The sequence below is a fragment of the Ralstonia sp. A12 genome, from assembly GCF_000801955.1.
Classification (GTDB): Bacteria; Pseudomonadota; Gammaproteobacteria; order Burkholderiales; family Burkholderiaceae; genus Ralstonia.
Genome location: NZ_JSZO01000001.1, coordinates 327,798 through 347,664, shown reverse-complemented (window position 1 = coordinate 347,664; position 19,867 = coordinate 327,798). Strand labels below are relative to the sequence as shown.

General features: G+C 64.5%; 21 protein-coding genes. All 21 read left to right on the top strand.

Going from position 1 to position 19,867, the window contains the following annotated elements; translation table 11 throughout:
• Nucleotides 1-8: 8 nt before the first annotated feature.
• A complete protein-coding gene (locus tag PI87_RS01610) occupies nucleotides 9-1,028 on the top strand; it encodes a sulfate ABC transporter substrate-binding protein (RefSeq protein ID WP_039595933.1) in 1,020 nt (339 codons plus the stop codon).
• A 35-nt stretch (nucleotides 1,029-1,063) separates the two neighbouring features.
• Complete coding sequence (ssuE, locus tag PI87_RS01605; protein ID WP_039596422.1) at nucleotides 1,064-1,684, top strand: NADPH-dependent FMN reductase; 621 nt, start codon at nucleotides 1,064-1,066, stop codon at nucleotides 1,682-1,684.
• 118 nt (nucleotides 1,685-1,802) lie between these two features.
• Nucleotides 1,803-2,807 carry a sulfonate ABC transporter substrate-binding protein gene (locus tag PI87_RS01600; RefSeq protein ID WP_039595932.1) on the top strand — a complete coding sequence of 335 codons (1,005 nt, stop codon included), beginning with the start codon at nucleotides 1,803-1,805 and terminating at the stop codon, nucleotides 2,805-2,807.
• A gap of 5 nt (nucleotides 2,808-2,812) precedes the next feature.
• The gene (locus tag PI87_RS01595; RefSeq protein ID WP_039595931.1) at nucleotides 2,813-3,835 is read left to right on the top strand and encodes a sulfonate ABC transporter substrate-binding protein; all 1,023 of its coding nucleotides are present in this window, start codon (nucleotides 2,813-2,815) and stop codon (nucleotides 3,833-3,835) included.
• Nucleotides 3,836-3,860: 25 nt separating this feature from the next.
• Nucleotides 3,861-5,036: an FMNH2-dependent alkanesulfonate monooxygenase gene (ssuD, locus tag PI87_RS01590; protein ID WP_039595930.1), complete on the top strand. Its 1,176-nt coding sequence runs from the start codon at nucleotides 3,861-3,863 to the stop codon at nucleotides 5,034-5,036.
• 18 nt (nucleotides 5,037-5,054) lie between these two features.
• The gene (ssuC, locus tag PI87_RS01585) at nucleotides 5,055-5,861 is read left to right on the top strand and encodes an aliphatic sulfonate ABC transporter permease SsuC (RefSeq protein ID WP_039595929.1); all 807 of its coding nucleotides are present in this window, start codon (nucleotides 5,055-5,057) and stop codon (nucleotides 5,859-5,861) included.
• Nucleotides 5,862-5,879: 18 nt separating this feature from the next.
• The gene (locus tag PI87_RS01580) at nucleotides 5,880-6,734 is read left to right on the top strand and encodes an ATP-binding cassette domain-containing protein (protein ID WP_039595928.1); all 855 of its coding nucleotides are present in this window, start codon (nucleotides 5,880-5,882) and stop codon (nucleotides 6,732-6,734) included.
• 73 nt (nucleotides 6,735-6,807) lie between these two features.
• Nucleotides 6,808-7,023, top strand: coding sequence for a TOBE domain-containing protein (locus PI87_RS01575; protein ID WP_024975856.1), 216 nt, complete (start codon nucleotides 6,808-6,810; stop codon nucleotides 7,021-7,023).
• Nucleotides 7,024-7,064: 41 nt separating this feature from the next.
• Nucleotides 7,065-7,967 (top strand): EAL domain-containing protein, encoded by a 903-nt coding sequence (locus PI87_RS01570; RefSeq protein ID WP_039595927.1) that lies wholly within the window; start codon nucleotides 7,065-7,067, stop codon nucleotides 7,965-7,967.
• A 44-nt stretch (nucleotides 7,968-8,011) separates the two neighbouring features.
• Nucleotides 8,012-8,725: an RBBP9/YdeN family alpha/beta hydrolase gene (locus PI87_RS01565; RefSeq protein ID WP_039595926.1), complete on the top strand. Its 714-nt coding sequence runs from the start codon at nucleotides 8,012-8,014 to the stop codon at nucleotides 8,723-8,725.
• 120 nt (nucleotides 8,726-8,845) lie between these two features.
• Nucleotides 8,846-9,769 carry a sulfate ABC transporter permease subunit CysT gene (gene cysT / locus PI87_RS01560; protein WP_039595925.1) on the top strand — a complete coding sequence of 308 codons (924 nt, stop codon included), beginning with the start codon at nucleotides 8,846-8,848 and terminating at the stop codon, nucleotides 9,767-9,769.
• 1 nt (nucleotide 9,770) lies between these two features.
• Nucleotides 9,771-10,763, top strand: coding sequence for a sulfate ABC transporter permease subunit CysW (gene cysW / locus PI87_RS01555; RefSeq protein WP_039595924.1), 993 nt, complete (start codon nucleotides 9,771-9,773; stop codon nucleotides 10,761-10,763).
• A complete protein-coding gene (locus PI87_RS01550) occupies nucleotides 10,760-11,869 on the top strand; it encodes a sulfate/molybdate ABC transporter ATP-binding protein (RefSeq protein WP_039595923.1) in 1,110 nt (369 codons plus the stop codon). Before cysW ends, PI87_RS01550 begins: the two co-directional genes overlap by 4 nt.
• 42 nt (nucleotides 11,870-11,911) lie before the next feature.
• Nucleotides 11,912-12,871, top strand: coding sequence for a CysB family HTH-type transcriptional regulator (locus PI87_RS01545; RefSeq protein WP_039595922.1), 960 nt, complete (start codon nucleotides 11,912-11,914; stop codon nucleotides 12,869-12,871).
• Nucleotides 12,872-12,999: 128 nt separating this feature from the next.
• Nucleotides 13,000-13,317: a 2TM domain-containing protein gene (locus PI87_RS01540; protein WP_039595921.1), complete on the top strand. Its 318-nt coding sequence runs from the start codon at nucleotides 13,000-13,002 to the stop codon at nucleotides 13,315-13,317.
• The gene (locus tag PI87_RS01535; RefSeq protein WP_039595920.1) at nucleotides 13,317-14,570 is read left to right on the top strand and encodes a sensor histidine kinase; all 1,254 of its coding nucleotides are present in this window, start codon (nucleotides 13,317-13,319) and stop codon (nucleotides 14,568-14,570) included. Before PI87_RS01540 ends, PI87_RS01535 begins: the two co-directional genes overlap by 1 nt.
• A gap of 3 nt (nucleotides 14,571-14,573) precedes the next feature.
• Complete coding sequence (locus PI87_RS01530; protein ID WP_039595919.1) at nucleotides 14,574-15,398, top strand: LytR/AlgR family response regulator transcription factor; 825 nt, start codon at nucleotides 14,574-14,576, stop codon at nucleotides 15,396-15,398.
• Nucleotides 15,399-15,479: 81 nt separating this feature from the next.
• Entirely contained in the window at nucleotides 15,480-17,195 is a 1,716-nt protein-coding gene (locus PI87_RS01525; RefSeq protein WP_039595918.1) for a thiamine pyrophosphate-binding protein, read from the top strand.
• Between the two features lie 36 nt (nucleotides 17,196-17,231).
• Entirely contained in the window at nucleotides 17,232-17,729 is a 498-nt protein-coding gene (gene rraA, locus PI87_RS01520; RefSeq protein ID WP_039595917.1) for a ribonuclease E activity regulator RraA, read from the top strand.
• Entirely contained in the window at nucleotides 17,726-18,145 is a 420-nt protein-coding gene (locus PI87_RS01515; protein WP_039595916.1) for a gamma-glutamylcyclotransferase family protein, read from the top strand. The genes rraA and PI87_RS01515 overlap by 4 nt, the downstream gene beginning before the upstream one ends.
• Before the next feature lie 396 nt (nucleotides 18,146-18,541).
• Nucleotides 18,542-19,846 carry an isocitrate lyase gene (aceA, locus tag PI87_RS01510; protein WP_039595915.1) on the top strand — a complete coding sequence of 435 codons (1,305 nt, stop codon included), beginning with the start codon at nucleotides 18,542-18,544 and terminating at the stop codon, nucleotides 19,844-19,846.
• Nucleotides 19,847-19,867 lie beyond the last annotated feature (21 nt).

The following is a 19,867-nucleotide window of genomic DNA, read 5'->3' as shown; positions in this document are numbered from 1 at the left end:
CCAGCAAGATGATTCGCAAGTTTGTGTTCAACGCGATTGTTCGTACGACGGCGGCTGCCATCGTGGCGGGGGGAACCGTAGGCGCGCACGCTGCTACGACGCTGCTGAATGTGTCGTATGACCCGACGCGCGAGCTGTACAAAGAGATCAACACCGAGTTCGCCAAGAAGTGGAAGGCCGAAACGGGTGAAGACATCACCCTGCGCGCCTCGCACGGCGGCTCGGGCAAGCAGGCCCGCTCGGTCATCGATGGCCTGGAAGCCGACGTGGTGACGCTGGCACTCGGCTACGACATTGACGCCATTGCTGAGAAGGGCCTGACCGCCAAGGACTGGCAGAAGCGCTTGCCGAACAACGCCTCGCCGTACACGTCCACCATCGTGTTCCTGGTGCGCAAGGGCAACCCAAAGGGCATCAAGGACTGGAACGACCTCGTCAAGCCGGGCATTGCCGTCATTACGCCCAACCCGAAAACCTCAGGCGGCGCACGCTGGAACTACCTGGCCGCATGGGCCTATGCGCTCAAGCAGCCGGGCGGCTCGGACGCAACGGCCAAGGATTTCGTGCAGAAGCTCTACAAGAATGTACCGGTACTCGATTCGGGCGCACGCGGTGCAACCACCACGTTCACCGAGCGTGGTATCGGCGACGTGCTGATCGCGTGGGAAGACGAGGCGTTGCTGGCCTCGCGCGTGGAAGGCAAGGACAAGTTTGATGTGGTGGTGCCGTCTGTCTCCATCCTGGCCGAGCCGCCGGTGGCGGTGGTGGACAAGGTGGCCGACAAGAAGGGCTCGCGCAAGGCCGCAGAGGCTTACCTCAAGTTCCTGTACACGCCGCAAGGGCAGGAAATTGGCGCGAAGAACTTCTATCGTCCGACCGACCCGACGGTGGCCAAGAAGCACGAGAGCGAGTTCCCGAAGGTGAGGCTGGTGACCATCGACGACACGTTTGGAGGCTGGCAGAAGGCGCAGAAGACGCACTTTGCCGATGGCGGCCAGTTTGACCAGCTCTACCAACCGGGCAAGTAAGGCCCAAGCCAACACGACATCGGGTGATCCGCATCATGCAAATCCTGACCATCTCCGGTAGCCCTTCGGCGCAATCGCGGTCTGCGCGCCTGCTGGGCCACGTGCGCGCGCAGCTTGAGCGCGCCGGCGAGCGGGCGGACCACCTGGACCTGCGCAGCCTGCCAGCCGATGCGCTGCTGGGCGCGCAGGTGTCCGACCCCGCCATCGCCGATGCGGTGGCGCGGGTGGAGGCTGCCGGGGTGGTGATTCTTGCCACGCCGGTCTACAAGGCTGCGTACAGTGGCCTGCTCAAGACCTTTCTCGATCTGCTGCCGCAGAGCGGGCTGCGCGACAAGGTCGTGCTGCCGATCGCCACCGGCGGCAGCCTCGCCCATACGCTGGCGATTGATTACGCGTTGCGCCCGGTGCTGACGGCACTGGCTGCGCGCTCGATCCTGCCCGGCATCTTTGCCGTCGATTCGCAGATCGTCGTGGCCGATGACGGCGTGGTGGTCGACCCATCGCTGCAACAGCGTCTGGACGACGGCGTGGAGCGCGTGCATCAGGCGTTGGCGCTGGCACGGCATCCGACTGTGGCGCAAGTGATCGTCTCCAGCCGCAGCGCCGCACGTGCGGCCGCACAAGCTGACGCCCAGCGAATGCGATGTCTGGCGTGATGCGCTGAACGCGCGTCGCCTTACACCAGCAGCTCAACGCTTTCCCGTTGTTGTCATGCCGCGCAGCACCTGCGCGCGGCGCGTGCCGCCCCTACATCCCGCATCGACTGAACTCGCCATGAAAAACCATTCGCCTTTGCGCAGAACCCTGACTATCGCCGCTACGCTGCTCGCCACGCTTGGCGCGCCCGCCGCGTTTGCCAACAGCGATGCACCGCCCCCGACCGCCGCCAAGCAACTCCGTATCGGCTATCAGAAGTACGGCACGCTGACGGTGCTCAAGGCGCGCGGCACGCTGGAAAAGCGCCTTGCCGCGCAAGGCATTGAAGTGAAGTGGACCGAGTTTCCTGCTGGCCCGCAGTTGCTGGAGGGGCTGAACGTGGGCGCCATCGACTTCGGCACCACGGGTGAAGCGCCGACCATCTTCGCGCTGGCTGCCGGTGCGCACCTCGTCTACGTCGGCAACCAGCCGCCCGCACCGGCCGGCGAGGCGATCATCGTGCCGAAGAATTCGCCGCTCAAGAGCGTGGCCGATCTGAAGGGCAAGCGCGTTGCCTTCAACAAGGGCTCGAACGTGCACTACTTGCTGGTGAAGCTGCTGGAGAAGGCCAACGTGCCCTACAGCGATATCCAGCCGGTCTATCTGACTCCCGCTGATGCGCGTGCCGCCTTTGAGCGCGGCGCGATCGATGCGTGGGTGATCTGGGACCCGTTCTTTGCCGCAGCAGAGCATCAACTTGGCGCACGTGTGCTGGCCGACGGCACGGGCGTGGTGAACAACTCGCAGTACTTCCTTGCATCGAAGGGCTATGCGACTGCGCGTCCCGACGTGCTGAACATCGTGCTCGATGAACTGAAGAAGACCGACACGTGGGCGGCGGCCAATCCGAAGGACGTGACGGTCATCCTCGGCCCGCAACTGGGGCTGGACCCGGCCGTGGTGGCGCGTTCGGTTTCGCGCATTGCATACGGCATCCAGCCGGTGGGGCCAGAAGCGCTGGCCGACCAGCAGCGCATTGCCGACACCTTCCACACGCTCAAACTGATCCCGCGCCAGGTGAAGGTGGCGGATTCCGCCTGGAACCCGAGCGCACAGTCTGCCTCGCAACAAGCCGCACGCTGATCGCCATGACCATCGATATTCAACGCCGCCGCTGGCTGACGGCTTCAGCTGCAGGTGCATCGCTGGCCGCGCTCGGCCCTGTTGCCCACGCTGCCAACGCGGCGGGTACACCCGCCAGCCTGCCGAAGATCACACCGCCCGCGCAGTTGCGCGTGGGCTTTCAGAAGAGCGCGGTCAACCTCGTCATCGTCAAGGAGAGCCGTGCGCTGGAGCAGCGCTTTCCTGACACCAAGGTGAGCTGGCTGGAGTTTCCGGCCGGGCCGCAGCAGTTGGAGGCGCTGTCTGCCGGCAGCCTGGATCTGGCCATTACCGGCGATACGCCGCCCGTGTTTGCACAGGCAGCGGGCAAGGACCTGCGCTACGTGGGTGTGGAGCCGCCCAAGCCGGACAGCTCGGCCATCCTCGTGCCGCAGGGCTCGCCGCTCAAGACGCTGGCGGACCTGAAAGGCAAGCGCGTCGCATTGCAGAAGGGTTCGAGCGCGCATTTCCTGATCGTGCGCGGGCTGCAGAAGGGCGGGCTGACGTTTGCCGACATCCAGCCCGTGTACCTGACACCTGCCGATGCACGCGCCGCCTTCGAGCGCGGCGCGGTAGACGCCTGGGGCATCTGGGACCCGTACTACGCCGCCACCGAACTCGCCATCAAGCCGCGTGTGCTGGCCACGGGGCGCGGGCTGACGTCCAACAACTCGTTCTACTTCGCACCGACGCCCTTTACCGAGCGGCACGGCGACACGCTGGCCGCGATCTTTGCCGAGCTGTCGCGTGCGGATCGTCTGGTGCAGGAGAACCGCAAGGAAGCGGCGCAGCGCATTGCGGACTTTTCTGGCCTGTCGCTGGCGACGGTACATCTGTTCCTCTCGCGCCGGCCGCCATCACCGGTGCGACCGCTCACGCCCGAGGCGATTGCCGAGCAGCAGCGCGTGGCCGATGCCTTCCATGGGCTTGGGTTGATCCCGCGTGCGGTCAAACCGGTGGAGATCGTCTGGCATCCGAGCGCTGCACAACAGGCCATCGCCCGAGCCTGATCCGCACATATTCCAAGGAGCTGTCATGCAAGTCTTCTGGTTCATTCCGACTCACGGCGACAGCCGCTACCTCGGTACCGCCGAGGGCGCACGCCAGGTGGATCACACCTATCTGCAGCAGGTGGCCGTGGCCGCCGATACCCTCGGCTACGAGGGCGTGCTGATCCCCACAGGCCGCTCGTGCGAAGACCCGTGGATCGTGGCCGCGAGCCTGATTCCGGTCACCAAGCGTTTGCGCTTTCTGGTGGCAGTGCGCCCAGGCCTGATGGCGCCCACGCTGGCCGCACGCATGGCCGCCACGTACGACCGCCTGTCGCAGGGCCGTCTGCTGGTGAACCTCGTCACGGGTGGTGACCCGGCTGAGCTGGCAGGCGATGGCTTGTTCCTGAACCATGCGGAGCGCTATGAGGCATCGGAAGAATTCATCCGTATCTGGCGCGAGACGCTGGCCGCCAGCCACGAAGGCGCTGCGCTCGATTACACCGGCAAGCACCTGAGCGTGAAGGGCGCGAAGGTGCTGTATCCGCCGGTGCAGAAGCCGCATCCGCCGGTGTACTTCGGCGGCTCGTCGGAAGCTGCGCATGAACTGGCGGCCGAGCAGGTCGACACCTATCTCACCTGGGGCGAACCGCCTGCCGCTGTGGCCGAGAAGCTTGCCGACGTGCGCAAGCGTGCGGCCAAGCATGGCCGCACGGTGCGCTTCGGCATCCGTTTGCACGTGATCGTGCGTGAAACGGACGAGGAAGCATGGGCCGCTGCCGACAAGCTCATCAGCAAACTGGATGACGACACCGTGGCCCGCGCGCAGGAGGCTTTCCGCAAGATGGATTCCGCCGGCCAGCAGCGCATGGCCGCGTTGCACGCCAACGGCGTCAAACGCAGCCGAGCCGACTTGGAAATCAGCCCGAACCTGTGGGCCGGTGTGGGCCTGGTGCGCGGCGGCGCGGGCACGGCACTGGTGGGCGATCCGCAAACCGTGGCCGCACGCATGAAGGAGTACGCAGACCTGGGCATCGATACGTTCGTGCTTTCCGGCTATCCGCATCTGGAAGAGGCGTACCGCTTTGCCGAGCTGGTGTTCCCGCTGCTGCCGCGCTCAGTGCGCGGGGGTGATCACACTCGGTTGCCTGGCAACGTGCTGAACGGGCCGTTTGGCGAAGTGATTGCCACCGGCATCGTGCCGCGCGTGGCCGCAAGCTGAAACGAGAGGAGCAGGGCAATGGCATCCGAATCGAAACCCAAGGCAAACGCCTTCCTGCGTGCGGCCCGGCAACGGCTTGCACCGTGGATCGTGCCGCTCGTGCTGCTGGTGCTCTGGCAGGCATCCGCCCAGTGGGGCTGGCTGTCGAACCGCATCCTGCCGGCGCCGCTGGACGTGGCCAAATCCGCCGTTGCACTGGCGCGTTCGGGCGAGCTGTGGACGCACGTGGCCGTGAGCACGTGGCGCGCGCTGCTGGGCTTTGCGATTGGCGGTTCGTTGGGGCTGGCGCTGGGGCTGCTGACCGGCACCTTCCGCACGGCGGAAACACTGCTCGACACGACCTTGCAGATGGTGCGCAACATCCCGGTGCTGGCGCTGATTCCGCTCGTCATCCTGTGGTTCGGGATTGATGAATCGGCGAAGTTGTTTCTGGTGTCGCTGGGCGTGTTCTTCCCGATCTACCTGAACACGTATCACGGCATCCGTTCGGTGGACCCAGCGCTGGTGGAGATGGCGCGTAGCTATGGCTTGTCGCGTGCGCAGCTTTACCGCGAGGTGATCCTGCCCGGTGCGTTGCCGCAGATCCTGGTGGGGGTGCGGTTCTCGCTGGGGCTGATGTGGGTGACGTTGATCGTCGCGGAGACAGTCTCCGCGCAAGCCGGCATCGGCTACATGACCATGAATGCGCGCGAGTTCCTGCAGACCGATGTGGTGCTGCTGGGCATCCTGCTCTACGCGCTGCTGGGCAAGCTGGCCGATCTCTTGTCGCGTGCGCTGGAACGCTTCTGGCTGCGCTGGCACCCCGGTTATCAAGCGGCTGCTTAAGCTGAATTGGAGAAACACATGCAAAGCAACGCGACCGAGCAGGCTGAGCTGGAACGCGTGGAACACCACGGCACGGCGCTGCATATCGAACACGTCGTCAAACGCTATGGCGACCGCGAAGTGCTGCACGGCATCGATCTGGAGATCACGCCGGGCGAGTTTGTCGTCATCGTCGGGCGCAGCGGCTGCGGCAAGAGCACGCTGCTGCGGCTGATTGCGGGGCTGGAAGGCATTGACGATGGACACCTGCGCCGCGACGGCGAGACCGAAGGCGGGCTGCACGACGATGCTCGTGTGATGTTCCAGGATGCCCGCCTGCTGCCATGGAAGAAGGTGCTCGACAACGTCGCGCTGGGCCTGCCGAAAGCGCAGCGCCCGCAGGCCGCCGAAGTGCTCGCGCAAGTGGGCCTGGCCGAGCGTGCAGGTGAGTGGCCGGCACGTCTGTCAGGCGGACAGCGCCAGCGTGTTGCACTGGCGCGCGCATTGGTGCACCGCCCACGTCTGCTGTTGCTCGACGAGCCACTGGGCGCGCTCGATGCGCTCACCCGCATTGACATGCAGAACCTGATCGAAGGCCTGTGGCAGCGCCTGGGCTTTACCGCCGTGCTGGTCACGCACGACGTGGCCGAGGCGGTGGCGCTGGCCGACCGTGTGGTGCTGATCGAAGACGGCCGCATCGCACTGGATGAGCGCATCGATCTGCCGCGTCCGCGCCACCGGGGTTCGCCCGCGTTTGCACGCCTGGAAGAGGCCATCCTCAACCGCGTGATGCAGCGCAAGATCGATCCGAATGAAGTGACCGATGTGCGTTCGCACACGGCGTGGGCATCACCCTTTGATGTGTCGGCCACCGCCGTGCGCTGGGCCGTGTAAGCCGCTGTAGAAGTTTCTCCCGAAAACATTCATTGGCACGTAGTGCCGTTGTCATCTAATAAGGATCATCATCATGAGTATTCAAGCGATCAACGTACGCAATCAATTTCGCGGGCAGATCAAGGAGATCATCCGGGGCGACGTGCTCTCGGAGATCGACGTGGAGACCCCGGCCGGCATCGTCACTTCGGTCATCACCACGCGCTCGGTCGACAACCTCGGCCTCAAGATCGGCAGTGAAGTGGTTGCGCTGGTGAAGGCGACTGAAGTATCGATCGCCAAGTTGTAAGGACGGGGAGGAGGCGGCGACCCAACAAGGAGCCCAATCCCATGAGTCTCATGCACACCACCGCACTCGCACAATTTCTCGGCACCCTGCCGAGCGCGCCGACGCCCGACCGCCAACTGTGGCGCGACGCCGCCGGCCGCGTGCAGGGCCAGTTCTTCCACTGCGCGCTCACCAGCCTGTTTGAACCGGTCTGGCAGCTTGCCGCCGATGGCTCCCTTGCCCCCGCCGGCCACGAGGCGCTCATGCGCACGTGGGCGCGCGATGGTGATCTGGGCTTGAACCCTTGGAAGCTGTTTTCGCTGGCGTCGGACGACAGCACGCTGGTGGAACTCGATCGCCTGTGCCGGCTGGTGCATACGCTCAACTACTTTGCCCGTACCGATGCGCGGCGGCTGGTTCTCAACGTGCACGGCCGCCTGCTGGCAGCGGTGGCGGCCGACCACGGCAAGGCGTTTCATCGTGCGGTGACAGCGCTGGGGCTGTCGCCGGAGCAGTTCGTCATCCAGGTGCCGTCCACGGCCAATGACGATCTGGGCCTGTTGCTGTTCGTGGTGGACAACTACCGGCGCAACGGCTTTGCCGTGGCGGTGCAGGCATCCGACCCGGCGGAAGCAGGCGCGCTGCTGGTGCACGCCAAGCCGGCGTATCTGAAGCTCGATGCGCGGCGCGATTGGGTGACGCGGCATGTGGTGTCGCTGGCCGATTCGGCACGCGAGCTGGGTGTCACGCTGACCCTGCGCCGCTGCGAGCGCCCGAGCGATCTCGAGCTGGCGCGCGCTGCCGGTATCACTTACGTGCAAGGGAGCGTGCTGCCCGGTGCCGAGCCAGAACCGGAACCCGCGGCAGCGCCCGAGCCACTGGTGATGACATCGCCGACGCGCGCACCGATGGCGCAGGCGCCGCTGGTGCAGCAGCAATGCGCAGGTTTTTCTCTCATTGAATAGCCGCCTGGCCGGGTCACCCGGCAGGCGACTGCAAGGATGTGTTCATGGCACGCAGTGCATTGGCAACTTCGCCCGATACCTCGCCGGACAAACGCGCGGCACGCGACTGGCACTGGCCGGCTGACGTGACGATCGTCACGGTGCCCGGTCTGCATGGCAGCGGCCCAGGGCACTGGCAGACCCGCTGGGAGGCGCGCTTTCCGGCGTGGCACCGTGTGGAACAGACGGATTGGTCGACACCCGAGCTGCCGCGCTGGTCGGCACGCGTGGGTGAAACGGTGCGCGCGGCACTGGCCGAGCGTGCGACGTCTCGGCAGAAGCGTCGCGTGGTTCTTGTTGCGCACAGCTTCGGCTGCCTGGCGTCGCTCCATTGGGCCACCCAGGCACACGCAGCAGGTGAGGTGCGCGATTCGGTGGCGGGCATCCTGCTTGTCGCACCGGCCGATCCGGACAAGTTTGGCGTGCGCGAGCTGTTGCCGCAGCGCACCTTGCCGTTTCCTGCCGTGCTCGTTGCCAGCCGCAATGACCCGTGGATGCCGCACTGCTATGCCGTCGACTGGGGCTCGCGCTGGGGCGTCGAACTGGTCGACGCGGGGGAGGCTGGCCACATCAATGCCGATTCCAACCTTGGCGACTGGGACGCCGGCCTCGCACTGCTCGATCGCCTGATCGGCCGCGCAAGTGCGCAACACACCACCTGTGATGGTGCCGACTGGCAAGCACAGTGGGATGTCTTACCGAGCACTCCTTATATCTAAAACGATGATGCACATGCGCAAATATTCGTTTTCGTCATAAGAACAGTTCGCCACAATTGGTTCATCTGCATATCGGCCGTAGTGTTTTCGACTCTGCGGCCATTTTTATCGGTTGCGCTGATGAGCCTGTCTTCTGCGTTGTCCCTCTCCAAGCGGCCTAAGCTGGCCAATAAGCCCGCCAATGTGCTCCCCGGCTTCGGGCTGGCGCTGGGCTTTTCGCTGCTGTACCTCGCGCTGATCGTCCTGATCCCGCTGTCGGCGACTGTCCTTAAGACGTTCACCATGACGTGGGACGCGTTCTGGACCACGGTCACCGCGCCGCGTGTGGTGGCCTCGTACAAGCTCACCTTCGGCGCGTCGTTGATTGCGGCGGTGGTCAATCTGGTATTCGGGCTGATCCTGGCGTGGGTGCTGGTGCGCTATCGCTTTCCGGGCAAGCGGCTGATTGATGCACTGGTCGATCTGCCGTTTGCGCTGCCCACCGCCGTGGCCGGCATTGCGCTCACCGCGCTGTATGCACCGAATGGCTGGATCGGCTCGCGCCTGGAGCCACTGGGCCTGAAGGTTGCGTTCACGCCGCTGGGCATCGTGGTGGCGCTCACGTTCATCGGCCTGCCGTTTGTGGTACGTACGGTGCAGCCGGTGCTCGAAGATCTGGAGACCGAGCTGGAAGAGGCTGCTGCCAGCCTGGGTGCCACGCGCTGGCAGACCTTTACCCGCGTGATCTTGCCGACCTTGCTGCCCGCGCTGCTGACTGGCTTTGCACTGGCCTTTGCGCGCGCCACGGGTGAGTACGGCTCGGTCATCTTCATCGCCGGCAACATGCCGATGATCTCCGAGATCACGCCGTTGATGATCTATTCCAAGCTCGAGCAGTTCGACTACGCAGGTGCCACGGCCATTGCCGTCGTCATGCTCGGCATCTCGTTCACGTTGCTGCTGGTGATCAACCTGTTGCAGGCCTGGACGCGCCGCCGCAGCAATCGCAATGACACCATCGAGCGTGCCCCTGAAACCTTGACCACCAGCGCGGCAGGAGCCTGACATGGCCGGTACTGTTTCCCGTCAACTCGGCCAGGCACCGGCGGCTGGCCCTTCCGCACGAAAGGGTGCCACCGCCGAATCCGCCTGGGTGCGTGCGACGCTGATCCTCGTGTCGTTTGTCTTCCTCGCGCTGTTCCTGTTCGTGCCGCTGGCGAGCGTGTTCTACGAGGCGTTCAAGAAGGGCGTGGATGTTTATCTCGAAGCGCTGATCGAGCCCGATGCACTGTCCGCGATTGTCTTGACGCTGACCGTCGCGCTGATTGCCGTGCCGCTCAACGTGGTGTTTGGCGTGGCAGCAGCGTGGGCCATCGCCAAGTTCGAGTTTCGCGGCAAGAACCTGCTGCTCACGCTGATCGACTTGCCGTTCTCGGTGTCGCCGGTCATTGCGGGCCTGATCTACGTGCTGCTGTTCGGTGCGCAGGGATGGTTCGGACCGTATTTGTCGGACCACGATTTCAAGGTCATCTTTGCCGTGCCGGGCATTGTGCTGGCGACCATCTTCGTCACCTTCCCGTTTGTCGCGCGTGAGCTGATTCCGCTCATGCAGGCGCAAGGCAGCGAAGAGGAAGAGGCAGCCATCGTGCTGGGTGCATCGGGTTGGCAAACCTTCTTTCGCGTGACGCTGCCCAACATCAAGTGGGGCCTGCTGTACGGCGTGATCTTGTGCAATGCGCGGGCGATGGGTGAGTTTGGCGCGGTGTCGGTGGTGTCGGGCCACATCCGCGGGCTGACCAACACCATGCCGCTGCATGTCGAAATCCTCTACAACGAATACAACTTTGCGGCCGCATTTGCCGTGGCCTCGTTGCTGACGCTGCTGGCACTGGTGACGCTTGCGCTCAAGACGCTGGTCGAATGGCGCAGCCGCCGTGAGCTGGCTGACGCAGACGCGGGTGTGGGCGAGGGCCCAGGGCAGCGCGTAGCCCAGCAACAGACATCCAATTCGAACTCGCACATCTCCGTGCAATCTCCGCTCGAAGGGAGCGCAGCATGAGCATCCAGGTTCAACACATCACCAAGCGCTTTGGCAGCTTTTACGCCCTCAACGATGTCTCGCTCGACTTCAAGCAGGGCGAGCTGACCGCGCTGCTGGGTCCGTCGGGCTGCGGCAAGACCACGCTGCTGCGCATCATCGCGGGGCTGGAGCATGCGGATTCGGGAAGCATTCATCTGAACGGTGAAGACGCATCGGACCAGCACGTGCGCGAGCGCCAGGTCGGCTTCGTCTTCCAGCACTACGCGCTGTTCAAGCACATGACGGTGTTCGAGAACGTGGCCTTTGGCCTGCGTGTGAAACCGCGTGCGCAGCGGCCGAGCGAAGCGCAGATCCGCGCCAAGGTGAAGGAGCTGCTGGAACTCGTGCAGCTTGACTGGCTGGCCGATCGCTATCCGCCGCAACTGTCGGGTGGGCAGCGTCAGCGGATTGCCCTGGCGCGTGCGCTGGCGGTGGAGCCGCGTGTGCTGTTGCTCGACGAGCCGTTCGGTGCGCTCGATGCCAAGGTGCGCAAGGAGCTGCGCCGCTGGCTGCGTCGCCTGCACGACGATCTGCATGTCACCAGCCTGTTCGTCACGCACGACCAGGAAGAAGCGCTGGAAGTGGCCGACAACGTGGTGCTGATGAACCGCGGCCAAGTCGAGCAGGTCGGCAGCCCGGATGCGGTCTACAACACGCCGGCCACACCGTTTGTCTATGGCTTCCTCGGCAACGTGAATCTGTTCCACGGCCGCCTGGAAGAAGGCGAGGGCGGCAGCGTGCTGCACGTGGGCGATTCGTCCATTGCCGTGCCGTCGGGCGGTGTGGATTCGTCGCGTGCAGATCAGGCGGTGGCGTTCGTGCGCCCGCACGAGATCGACCTGGAGCGCTATGCACCCGGCGCCGAGGGCATTCCCGTGACGCTGCGTCGTGCGCTCACGCTCGGCGCCATCGCGCAACTGGAGCTGGAGCGCGAGGACACCGACGACATCATTGAAGTCTCCCTGCCCATCGAGCGTTTCCGCGCCGAGGGCTTCCGTGAAGGCGAAACGCTGGTGGTGCGCCCGCGCGCCATTCGCGTGTTTGCACAGAACGCGCGGCCCACCGTTGCGCAAGCCACCGCTTAATTCCGCAGCTCGGATGACAACCAATACGAGAGGACACGAGCCATGAACTTCCAACAACTGCGTTCCATCCGCGAGGCGGTGCGCCGCCAGTTCAACCTGACCGAAGTGGCCAACGCGCTGTACACGTCGCAGCCGGGCGTGTCGCGGCAGATCCGCGAACTGGAGGACGAGCTGGGCGTGGAGATTTTCGAGCGCTACGGCAAGCGCCTGACCGGGCTGACCGAGCCAGGCCGTGAAATCGTCCGCATCGTTGAGCGCCTGCTGCTCGAAGCCGAGAACCTGCGCCAGGCGGGTGAGGAATTCTCCGGCCGACAGTCCGGCCGCCTGACGGTAGCGACCACGCACACGCAGGCGCGCTATGCGTTGCCGAAGGTGGTGCAGTCGTTCCGCAAAGAGTATCCGCACGTTACGCTGGCGTTGCAGGAGGCATCGCCTTCGCACATCGTTGAGCTGCTGCTGACGGGCCAGGCCGATATCGGCATCGCCACCGAGGCCGTGGCCAATGAGCCGGGGCTGACCTCGTTCGAGGCCTATCGCTGGCGCCACGTGCTGGTGGTCAGCCCGGACCATCCGCTGACCAAGAACCCGCTGCCCACGCTGGAAGACGTGGCACAGTATCCGCTCATTACCTACGACGCCGGTTTCACGGGTCGCCGCAACATCGATGCTGCGTTTGCCGGCGCCGGCCTGCATCCCGAGATCGTACTGACCGCCATGGATGCGGACGTGATCAAGACCTACGTGGCGCTGGACGTGGGCGTGGGCATCATCGCGTCGATGGCGTACGACGGGCGCAAGGACGACAACCTCGTCTGCATTGGGGCAGATCACCTGTTCGAGCCGAACACCACGCGTGTGGCGGTGCGTCGCGGCGCCTACCTGCGTGGCTATGCGCACGACTTTATCGGGATGTTTGCGCCGCATCTGTCGCGCGAGACGGTGGCGGAGGCGGTGGCTTCCACGGTGGTCACCCAGGGGGTACGGGAGGTGCTGGCGGCGTAGGCGCCACGCCAGCGGGGCGGGATGGCAGCCGTTCATCCCCCCAATCTCACCATTCGTCGCACACCAATGGCGCCTGCTCAGGCGCCATTCCTATACTGCGGACATCCTCGGTTCCACCTGAGACTGCCATGTCCGCCATCCCCTACAACACCTCCACTGAATCGGACGATGCTCTGCTGCGCCGCGCGCGCCACCGCGCCGGCGCACGCATGGGGTTCCGCCTCCACCTGCTATCGTTCCTGGCTGTGAACGCCGTGCTGGCAGCGATTGCGCTGTCGCGCGGGCAGTTCTGGTTTGTCTGGCCGTTGCTCGGCTGGGGGATGGGGCTGGCCGCGCACGGCCTGAGCTTGGCCTGGAGCAGGGGCAACGGCTACCAGCGCATGGTCGACCAGGAACTCGCGCGTCTGCGGGCACAGGCCGGACAGTCCCAATCCGGCCGCCAGTGATGCGGGAAACCCCAAGCTTCAACGCCGGAGAACCCTCCGGTAAGATCGCCCGCATGTTCGCCAATGTGTCGTTCCCTTCGCTTGCCGACTGCCTGCGCCTCCTGCGGCGCTGGCTGATCCGCTACGCCGTCATCATCGTCGCGGACACGGCGATTGCGGCGGCGCTGGCATTCGGCATCCGGCCGGAGGAGTCGTTCTGGCAGAACTTCGTGTTCAGCCAGGCGATCGGCCTGTCGGTGTTCACGCTGATCGCGATTCCACGCCATACGTTCTGGGGGGATGGGCCGCCCAGCAAGAAGGTATTTCCGTGGATCGTGCTGGGCGCGGTGGTGGTCGGCGTGCCGTTCGGACAATGGATTGCCCGCATGATCCTTTGCATGAACAGCAGCAGTTCCATGCCGTGGCGCGCCGACAGCCTGCGCATGAGCTTCATCATCACGGTGCTGGCGTCGCTGGGTGCATCGTATTACTACTGGTCAAGTGGCAAGCTGGCCGCGCTGCAACGCCAGGCCGCGCTGGACGCACTGGAGCGTGAAGAGGCCGAGAAGCAGGTCGTGCGCGCGCAACTGATGGCGCTGCAGGCGCAGATCGAGCCGCACTTTCTGTTCAACGTGTTGGCCCATGTGGATGTACTGATTACACGTGACCCGGCCGGCGCGCGGCGCTTGCTGCAGCATCTGATCGGTTTTCTGCGCACGTCACTCTCGCATGCCCGCGCCGAGCAATGCACGCTGGCGCAGGAGTTTGCGCTGCTGCGCGCGTATCTCGACATCCAGGCGCTGCGCTTCGGCAATCGGCTGCGGTTCTCGCTGGCGCTTGATGACGCCATTGCCAACATCGTCATCCCGCCCATGCTGATCCAGCCGCTGGTGGAAAACGCCGTCGTGCATGGAATCGAGCCAGCGCGTGAGGGCGGTGAGATCGCACTCTCTGCCCGGCGCGACGGCGAGCGCCTGGTGCTCGAGGTGCGTGATACCGGTGTCGGCTTCGGCAACGATGGCGGCAAGGGCTCCGGGCTTGGCCTCACCCACGTGCGCGAACGCTTGTCGCGCCTGTTTGATGGCGACGCGCGCCTGACGATCACCGAAACCGCGCCGCACGGCGTGACGATCATCGTTGAGCTGCCGCTCGCACGTGAGACCGCCGAGACGCCTGCACAGGCCGATGCACCTGAATGGCGCTGCCGCTTCTCCCAATCCTCACGCCCAGCTACCAACCCCGCGCTGTCTTCGCGCGCGCCCGCCGGAACCTGACCGATGCCGTCTTCCCCCCGCCTGCTGATTGCTGACGACGAACCGGCGCTGGCCGACAACCTGGTTGCTGAGCTGGCTGCACTCTGGCCTGAGGCCACGCTGCTGCCAGCCGTGCATGACGGGCAATCCGTGCTCGACGAGATTGACGATGCGCAAGCCGGGCAGGGGCCGGACGTCGTCTTTCTCGACATCCGCATGCCGGGGCTCTCGGGCATCGACGTGGCGCGTGAGTTGTCGGATCGGGAGGATCGCCCACTGGTGGTGTTCGTCACGGCCTACGACCAGTTCGCGCTCGATGCCTTCGAGCAGGCCGCCGTTGACTACGTGCTCAAGCCGGTGCAGACCGAACGGCTGGCCGAGACGGTCAAACGCCTGAAGGATCGTCTGACCGTGCGCCCCAGCAGCAACGGCACCGCAGACCCGGCACAGACGCTGGCCGAGCTCGTCGAGCGTCTTGCCGGCCTGCAAGGCGCCGCGCAGACGCGCGTGACGCCGCAGGGCGGCTATCTGCGTTTCATCAAGGCGCTGGTCGGCCAGGAGGTGCGCTTCATCCCCGTGGATGACGTGCTGTATCTGGAAGCGACAGACAAGTACGTCAACGTGGTCGCTAGCAGTGGTGAATCGCTCATCCGCATGAGCCTGCGCGAGTTGCTCTCGCAGCTTGACCCTGAACACTTCTGGCAGGTGCACCGCGGCACGGTGGTCAACGTGACGCATGTGTCGAGCGCCGTGCACTCGTCGCTGGGCCGGTTGGGCCTGAAGATCCGTGGGCGGTCAGAGACGTTGCCGGTGGCGCGGCAATACGCGCATCTATTCCGTCAGATGTAGACCGATTCGGGCGTGTACGCGTGCGGGCCTTCCGCTATGATCCGTTGTGTCGTCAACGAGTCAAGCGCGAGACCACCCGCCATGGAGACCGCAGTCGTACACCCCGCAGGTACCAACCCCACGCCACGCCACGGCGGGCAGATCCTAGTCGATGCGTTGGTTGAGCACGGTGTCGACATCGCCTTTGGCGTGCCGGGTGAGAGCTACCTGTCGGTGCTCGAAGGCTTTTACCAACGTCGTGACCGCGCACGCTTCATCGTCTGTCGGCAGGAAGGCGGCGCCGCCAATATGGCCGACGCCTACGGCAAATTGACCAGCCGCCCCGGCATCGTTTTTTGCACGCGCGGGCCCGGTGCCACCAACGCCAGCATCGGCGTGCACACCGCGTTTCAGGACTCCACGCCGATGATCCTGTTCATCGGCCAGGTCGGCCGCGATTTCGCCGATCGCGAAGCGTTTCAGGAGATCGACTACCGCCGCATGTTCGGCCAGATGGCCAAGTGGGTGGCGCAGATCGATAGCGTGGAGCGCATTCCCGAATACATTGCCCGGGCATTCCAGACCGCCACTGCCGGCCGGCCCGGCCCGGTTGTTCTGGCGCTGCCGGAAGACATGCTCACTGAAGTGGCCACGGTGGCCGACGTGCCGCCAATGCCGCGCGCGATGGCGTGGCCCGGCCCGCATGACCTCGCCCAACTGAAGACGCGGCTGCAGAACGCGGAGCGCCCGCTGTTGCTGCTGGGCGGCTCCGGCTGGACGCCGCAAGCCGCCGCACGCATGCAGGCTTTTGCCGAGCGCTGGAACCTGCCCGCTGGCTGCGTGTTCCGCCGGCAAGACCTGTTCGATAACCGCCACCCGAACTACGCGGGCGATGTCGGTATCGCCATCAACCCGAAGCTCGCCGCACGCGTGAAAGAGGCCGACGTGGTGCTCGCCATTGGCCCGCGCCTGGGCGAGATGACGACCTCCGGCTACACGCTGTTCGACGTGCCGCGCCCGAAGCAGACGCTCATTCACGTACACGCCGGTGCGGAAGAACTGGGCCGCGTCTACCAGGCGGACTTGATGATCCACGCATCCATGCCCGCGATGGCCGAGGCACTGGACGGTATTTCGCCTGATGTGACACCGCGCTGGTCTGCCTGGACGGAAGCGACCCATGCCGACTACCTCGCCAACATCGCGCCGCCGCCGTTCAACGGCAAGGGCATCGACATGGCCCGCGCCATGCAATGGCTGCGTGAGCGTCTGCCGCACAACAGCATCCTGACCAACGGCGCGGGCAACTACGCCACGTGGCTGCATCGCTTCTATCAATACGGTGGGCTGGCTTACGGCTCGCGCACGCAACTCGCGCCGACCAGCGGGGCGATGGGCTACGGCGCACCCGCTGCCGTGGCTGCCAAGATCGTCTGCCCCGACACGCCCGTCATCTGCATGGCGGGTGACGGCTGCTTCCTGATGAACGGCCAGGAGCTGGCGACCGCCATGCAGTACAACGCGCCGGTGATCTTCATCGTGGTCAACAACGGCATGTACGGCACCATCCGCATGCATCAGGAACGCGAGTATCCCGAGCACGTGAGCGGCACCGAGTTGCGCAACCCGGACTTCGCTGCGCTGGCCCGCGCTTACGGCGCCGAGGGGCATACGGTGCGCTCGCTGGAGGGCTTCCAGTCGGCAGTGGAGGCCGCGCTGGTTGCCCCGGTTGCCACGATCATCGAAGTGCAGACCGATCCGAATATCATCAGCCCACGCGCAACGATCGATTCATTGCGCGCGCAGTCACGCAGCTAATCTCCTTCTACCAACGCCCACCCCTTCGACACTGCCATGACGATGACCCCAGTGACCGACCTGTGCGACATGCACGAAGACAAGCTCGTCTACGGAAGCCTGCGCGTGCTCACGCCGGTGTTCCGCAGCTTTGGCAAGCGTGCCGCCTTTGCCGGCCCGGCCTCCACACTCAAGGTGTTTGAAGACAACGGCCTGGTGCGGGCCGCGCTGGAAGAGCAGGGCGCGGGGCGTGTGCTTGTCATTGATGGCGGCGGCTCGCTGCGCTGCGCGCTGGTGGGCGGCAACCTCGGCAAGCTGGCCGAAGAGAACGGTTGGGAGGGCATTCTGGTCAATGGCTGCGTGCGTGACACGCGTGAGCTGATCGAGTGCAACGTCGGCATTCATGCGCTGGCGGTGCATCCGCGCAAGAGCATCAAGAAGAACACGGGCCAACGCGAGGTGGGCGTGCAGATGCCCGGTGCGTACATTCAGTCCGGCGAGTGGGTCTATGCCGATGAAGACGGTGTGCTGGTTTCGCAGGATCAACTCGTATGAGCCACGCCAATGCCATTCACGTGTTCGTCTATGGCACGTTGCGCGCAGGAGAGGCCAATGACCTGCGTGTCGCGGCGGTCAAGCGCGGCATTCCGGAGCCCGAACTGCTGGGCACGGCCACGCTGCACGGCCGCTTGTACGACTTCGGCACGTATCCGGGCCTCGTGCTGGATCCGACCGGCACGGCCGTGCGCGGTGATGTCTACCGTATCGACGCGGCGCTCGTGCCGGTGCTCGACGAAATCGAAGAGGTGTACCCCGGCGGCGACGCGCTCTTCCTGCGCGAGAACCACGCCGTGATGCTGGGTAGCGAGCCTGTCGAGTGCATCGTCTATCCGGTCAGCCCCGCGCACATTGCTGGGCGACATGTCATTACGGGCGGGGATTGGGTCGCGCATCGGCTGGCGCGCGGCTGATTTCATCCGCCCGAGCCACGGAGAACGCCGCAACCGCGGCGTTTTTTTATTCCTTACGCCCATGTGATGGTTGTGGGTGCTGATTTTTCATAATGCGGAAAGTCTTTTTGGTCCGCAAAAATCTGGCATCGCAGGGCACCATCTGCATCTTTCATGATGGGGAAAATCTTGCCGTATTGTGAAATATTGATCGCAAGTATTTGAAAACAAAAGGATAAAAACTTACTTTCGAGGTGAGGTTCTTCTTGTTGCGGTGCACGGGGCTTCCCTACACTCTTATATAAGACATAGGACATGAGCTGCCCGACGGTACCCCAAGAAAGTGCCGGCGGCTCAAAGCGATGAGTGAGTGACCTCAGCATTGATTTGATGGATGCGATCGGACAGGAGAGTGTGATGACCCGCGAACAGGAAGTGCAGCAACTGCAGAAGGAATGGGACACCAACCCGCGTTGGAAGGGCATCAAGCGTGGTTACACCGCCGAAGACGTGGTGCGCCTGCGTGGCTCGCTGCAGATCGAGCACACGCTGGCCAAGCGTGGTGCCGAAAAGCTGTGGGGGCTGATGAACAACGAGCCCTTCGTCAACGCACTGGGTGCCCTGACGGGCAACCAGGCCATGCAACAGGTCAAGGCTGGCCTGAAGGCGATCTACCTGTCGGGCTGGCAGGTTGCCGGCGACGCCAACAGCAACGGCGAAATGTATCCGGACCAGTCGCTGTACTCAGTGGACTCGGTGCCCAAGGTCGTCAAGAAGATCAACAACACGTTCCAGCGCGCTGACCAGATCCAATGGTCTGAAGGCAAGGACGACATCGACTTCTTCGCCCCGATCGTGGCGGATGCGGAAGCCGGCTTCGGCGGCGTGCTGAATGCGTTCGAATTGATGAAGGCCATGATCGAAGCGGGCGCTGCGGGCGTGCATTTTGAAGACCAACTGGCTGCCGTGAAGAAGTGCGGCCACATGGGCGGCAAGGTGCTGGTGCCGACGCGTGAAGCCGTGAGCAAGCTGGTGGCCGCGCGTCTGGCTGCCGACGTGATGGGTGTGCCGACCGTGCTGATCGCTCGCACCGACGCGGAAGCCGCTGACCTGCTGACCACCGACGTGGATGAGAACGACCAACCGTTCTGCACCGGCGAGCGCACCGTGGAAGGCTTCTACCGTACGAAACCTGGCCTGCAGCAGGCCATCTCGCGCGGCCTGGCCTACGCTGAGTACGCCGACCTCGTGTGGTGCGAAACCGGTAAGCCGGATCTGGAATACGCCAAGAAGTTTGCCCAAGCCATCCACGCCAAGTTCCCGGGCAAGATGCTGGCCTACAACTGCTCACCGTCGTTCAACTGGAAGAAGAACCTGGACGACGTCACGATCGCCCGCTTCCAGAAGGAACTCGGCGCGATGGGCTACAAGTTCCAGTTCATCACGCTGGCCGGCTTCCACGCGCTGAACTATTCGATGTTCAACCTGGCCTACGGCTATGCCCGCAACCAGATGAGCGCCTTTGTCGAGCTGCAGGAGGCCGAGTTCAAGGCTGCCGAAAAGGGTTTCACCGCAGTGAAGCACCAGCGCGAAGTCGGCACGGGTTACTTCGACGCCGTGACGCAGACGATCGAACGCGACGCGTCGACCACGGCGCTGAAGGGGTCGACCGAAGACGAACAATTCTTCGAAGAAACGGCGCAAGCCAAGAAGGTTGCTTGAGGTTGCCGACGCATCCGGCAT

What these genes read in the sequence shown, in the direction of transcription:
- PI87_RS01565 (WP_039595926.1), top strand. Translation starts at nt 8,012, where the DNA reads ATGGCACGCAGTGCATTGGCAACTTCGCCCGATACCTCGCCGGACAAA.
- PI87_RS01545 (WP_039595922.1), top strand. Translation starts at nt 11,912, where the DNA reads ATGAACTTCCAACAACTGCGTTCCATCCGCGAGGCGGTGCGCCGCCAG.
- ssuD (WP_039595930.1), top strand. Translation starts at nt 3,861, where the DNA reads ATGCAAGTCTTCTGGTTCATTCCGACTCACGGCGACAGCCGCTACCTC.
- PI87_RS01530 (WP_039595919.1), top strand. Translation starts at nt 14,574, where the DNA reads ATGCCGTCTTCCCCCCGCCTGCTGATTGCTGACGACGAACCGGCGCTG.
- PI87_RS01515 (WP_039595916.1), top strand. Translation starts at nt 17,726, where the DNA reads ATGAGCCACGCCAATGCCATTCACGTGTTCGTCTATGGCACGTTGCGC.
- PI87_RS01610 (WP_039595933.1), top strand. Translation starts at nt 9, where the DNA reads ATGATTCGCAAGTTTGTGTTCAACGCGATTGTTCGTACGACGGCGGCT.
- ssuC (WP_039595929.1), top strand. Translation starts at nt 5,055, where the DNA reads ATGGCATCCGAATCGAAACCCAAGGCAAACGCCTTCCTGCGTGCGGCC.
- PI87_RS01570 (WP_039595927.1), top strand. Translation starts at nt 7,065, where the DNA reads ATGAGTCTCATGCACACCACCGCACTCGCACAATTTCTCGGCACCCTG.
- cysT (WP_039595925.1), top strand. Translation starts at nt 8,846, where the DNA reads ATGAGCCTGTCTTCTGCGTTGTCCCTCTCCAAGCGGCCTAAGCTGGCC.
- PI87_RS01595 (WP_039595931.1), top strand. Translation starts at nt 2,813, where the DNA reads ATGACCATCGATATTCAACGCCGCCGCTGGCTGACGGCTTCAGCTGCA.
- ssuE (WP_039596422.1), top strand. Translation starts at nt 1,064, where the DNA reads ATGCAAATCCTGACCATCTCCGGTAGCCCTTCGGCGCAATCGCGGTCT.
- PI87_RS01525 (WP_039595918.1), top strand. Translation starts at nt 15,480, where the DNA reads ATGGAGACCGCAGTCGTACACCCCGCAGGTACCAACCCCACGCCACGC.
- PI87_RS01550 (WP_039595923.1), top strand. Translation starts at nt 10,760, where the DNA reads ATGAGCATCCAGGTTCAACACATCACCAAGCGCTTTGGCAGCTTTTAC.
- PI87_RS01580 (WP_039595928.1), top strand. Translation starts at nt 5,880, where the DNA reads ATGCAAAGCAACGCGACCGAGCAGGCTGAGCTGGAACGCGTGGAACAC.
- cysW (WP_039595924.1), top strand. Translation starts at nt 9,771, where the DNA reads ATGGCCGGTACTGTTTCCCGTCAACTCGGCCAGGCACCGGCGGCTGGC.
- PI87_RS01535 (WP_039595920.1), top strand. Translation starts at nt 13,317, where the DNA reads ATGCGGGAAACCCCAAGCTTCAACGCCGGAGAACCCTCCGGTAAGATC.
- aceA (WP_039595915.1), top strand. Translation starts at nt 18,542, where the DNA reads ATGACCCGCGAACAGGAAGTGCAGCAACTGCAGAAGGAATGGGACACC.
- PI87_RS01540 (WP_039595921.1), top strand. Translation starts at nt 13,000, where the DNA reads ATGTCCGCCATCCCCTACAACACCTCCACTGAATCGGACGATGCTCTG.
- PI87_RS01600 (WP_039595932.1), top strand. Translation starts at nt 1,803, where the DNA reads ATGAAAAACCATTCGCCTTTGCGCAGAACCCTGACTATCGCCGCTACG.
- PI87_RS01575 (WP_024975856.1), top strand. Translation starts at nt 6,808, where the DNA reads ATGAGTATTCAAGCGATCAACGTACGCAATCAATTTCGCGGGCAGATC.
- rraA (WP_039595917.1), top strand. Translation starts at nt 17,232, where the DNA reads ATGACGATGACCCCAGTGACCGACCTGTGCGACATGCACGAAGACAAG.